Origin of the sequence: uncultured Anaerococcus sp., from assembly GCF_963510915.1 — a bacterium.
Classification (GTDB): Bacteria; Bacillota; Clostridia; order Tissierellales; family Peptoniphilaceae; genus Anaerococcus.
In genome coordinates this window covers 1-3,285 of the sequence record NZ_CAUPHG010000139.1, presented here as the reverse complement: position 1 = coordinate 3,285, position 3,285 = coordinate 1, and the positions used below count along the sequence as shown (strand labels likewise).

Here is a 3,285-nt window from a genome sequence, read left to right as displayed (position 1 = left end):
TTGATCCAGATATGCCTGACCTAACTGGTAAAGAAAGACCACACATACCAGATAAATTTACTATAACATTGAAACCATCAGACTGAAAATCACTCAATGGATCCCTATAGTCATCATCAAGAGCTGGTGGTAGGTTTGTAACTGTTGGAGTAATAATTAAGTCGTAGGTTTCAAAAACTTTTTCTAATTCTTCTTTTATTAAAGTCCTAAGTTTTAAACCTTGTCTATAAACTCTTTGGTTATCATCAGCTGACAAATACATTGTTCCTAGTGCTATCCTTCTTTGCACTTCTTCTCCGAGACCCTCTGATCTTGAATTTATAAATAATTCTTCTACTGAAGTATATTTTTCGCTTTGATATCCAAACCTAATACCATCAAATCTTGACATATTAGAAGAAACTTCACTAGACATTACAACATTATATACTGGATTTGCATATTTAGAATATTCTAACCTAATTGGAGATAAGTCTGCTCCGAGTTTTTTAAGTGCATCTAAAGCAAGATTGTAATCATTTTCCACAGTTGGATCAATATCTTTATGCATTTCGTCATCTGCAGATATATAAGCAATTTTTTTACCTTTGAAATCATAAGTTTTAATTTCGTACTTATAATCATCTAACCTTACTGTCATGTCGTTTGCGTCTGGGCCTTCTATTGCTTGAGCAACAGTCCTAACGTCTGCAACATTTTTACCAAATACTGATACTTGGTCTAAGGTGTTTGCCATTGAAACAACTCCATTTCTACTAACCATAGAATAAGTTGGTTTATAGCCTAGAATATTACAATAACTCGCAGGGCATCTTACAGATCCACCTGTATCTGTGCCTAAGGATACAAGTACATCATCTTTTGCAACACTCGCTGCAGAACCGGATGAAGAACCACCTGTAACTCTTGACTTATCAAGTGGATTTTTGACAGGTCCGTAAAAAGAAGTTTTTCCTCTTCCACCCATAGCGAACTCATCCATATTTGTTTTTGCAATTATTATTGCATCTTCATTTAATAAATTATCTATAACTTTTGCATCAAACATTGGTCTAAAATCTTTAAGCATTTTTGATGCACAAGTCATATTCATATTTTTATAGGAAATATTATCCTTGACAGCGACAGCAACCCCAAAAAGAGAACCTAATTTTTCACCGTTTTTTAATTTTTCATCTAATTCTTTGGCTCTTTTTAAAGAATCTGTTTCATCAAAAGTTATATATGCATTTGTGTCATCATTTTTTATTTTTTCTAATATTAATTTTATATTTTCTTCTACACTTATTTCTTTATTTTTATACTTATCTATAATAGCTTTTATATTCATTATTGCTCCTATAGTTTCCAATCTAATCTAAAATATCCAAATTCAGTATCTTTTGCATTTTCTAAAGCCTTAGATCTAGCTAGAGATTCTTTTGGATTATCTTCTCTAAATACAGCCTTGTGATTCTTAATATATTCTGTCATTTCAACATTTTCTGTATCGACTGTAAAGATCTCTTCTATAAAATCTAAAACCCTATTAAATTTTTGAGCAATCAACTCCTTATCTTGATTCTCCAAACTCAAGTGGCTTAGGTTGTAGATTCTCTCAACTTCTTTTACATCCATCCTATTCTCCTTTTAATTCAGATAAGAAATCATATAATTTTTTATCTTCATATATTTCAACATTTAATTCTATTGCCTTATCTTTTTTTGAACCAGCTTTTTCTCCAGCTAAAACAATGTCAGTATTTTTAGATACTGAAGTCCTTACATTAGCGCCATTATCTTCAAGCATTTTCTTAATATCGTCCCTATTGTAACCATCTATAGTCCCTGTTATTACAAAACTGATTCCTTCTAATTTATTGGAAGTATTTTCATAATCACTTGGGTTATTAAGTTTTATGCCCTTAGATAAAAGAATATCTATAGACTCTACTATATTTTTATCGTGAAAAAATTCTACTATATTTTCACCTGTTATTTCCCCAATGTCTTCAATCTCAACTAGGTCATCTACTGTAGCATTTCTTAATTTGTCAAAAGATTTGAATTTATTTGCCAAGTCTCTTGCAGTTCTCTCTCCTACATTTGGGATTCCTATAGCATATATAAAGGCATTTAAATCCCTATTTTTACTATTTTCTATAGCATCTATGAGGTTTTTAGTTTTCTTTGGACCAAACCTTTCAAGTTTTATTAGCTCATCATAGGTTAAATCATAGATATCATATATTTCTTTAATACCTAATTCTTCTATAAGTTGACCAATAGTTTTTTCTGATAATCCCTCAATATCCATGGCATTTCTAGATGAGTAGTGTTCCATCCTTGCTAAAAGCTGAGGAGTACAAGATATTGAGTTAGGGCATACTATATGAACTTTTTCTTGAATTAGCTCACTATTACAATATGGGCAATGACTAGGTTTTTGTATTTTTTTTGTTCCTGGTTGGTTTTCATCAACTACCCCTAAAATTTCAGGTATGACATCATTTGATCTTCTTATGAAAACATCAGATCCTATCCTTACTTTTTTTCTTTCTATATCATCATAATTATTTAAGGTCGCTCTAGATACTGTAACTCCAGAAAAATCTATCGGTTCTAAAATTGCTGATGGGGTAACTTTACCTGTTCTACCGACATTCCAAACTACATCAAGTAATTTAGTTGTAAATTCTTCTGGCTCAAACTTGTAAGCTATTGACCACCTTGGGAATTTTTCTGTAAATCCAAGAGCCTCTTGAGTTTTCTTGTCATTTATTTTAATAACAACGCCGTCTGTTAAGACATCTAAAGTTTTTCTTTCTGTCTTAATTCTTTCAAGCTCTTTAATTATTTCATTTAAGCTTCTTACTTTTTTATGGTAAGGATGCACATTTAATTTCATTTCTTTTAGAAAATCAAGCATCTCTTCCTCATTTTTAAAATTGAGATTATTAGTTGGAACAGCGTAAAAATACGCTGTTAGATGTCTTTTTGCTGTTTCTTTTGTGTCTAGGTTTCTGATAGCACCAGCAGCTGCATTTCTTGCATTTTTTAGTTGTATTTCATTTTCCCTATTGTATCTAGCTAATTCTGATAGAGGCATAAGGGCTTCACCTTGTATCTCAATGAGTGATTTTTCTTTAATCATAAAAGGTATTGACCTAATAGTTTCTGCCTGGGCTTTGACTTCTTCACCCACAATACCATTACCCCTGGTTGCAGCTGTTTTAAGAAAACCATCTTCATAAGTAAGGTTTATGGTAAGACCATCAAATTTATATTCCATTATATATTCAAGGT

3 protein-coding genes are annotated in these 3,285 nt (G+C 31.5%); all 3 read right to left on the bottom strand.

All coding sequences use genetic code 11. The features are described 5' to 3' along the window. A partial coding sequence (locus RQ893_RS08735; protein ID WP_311482628.1) for an amidase family protein occupies positions 1-1,330 on the bottom strand: 1,330 nt, incomplete at its 3' end. 8 nt (positions 1,331-1,338) lie between these two features. Next, positions 1,339-1,617 carry an Asp-tRNA(Asn)/Glu-tRNA(Gln) amidotransferase subunit GatC gene (gene gatC / locus RQ893_RS08730; RefSeq protein ID WP_311482627.1) on the bottom strand — a complete coding sequence of 93 codons (279 nt, stop codon included), beginning with the start codon at positions 1,615-1,617 and terminating at the stop codon, positions 1,339-1,341. A gap of 1 nt (position 1,618) precedes the next feature. After that, positions 1,619-3,285 (bottom strand): NAD-dependent DNA ligase LigA (gene ligA / locus RQ893_RS08725; protein WP_311482626.1); only part of this gene is annotated, 1,667 nt, incomplete at its 5' end.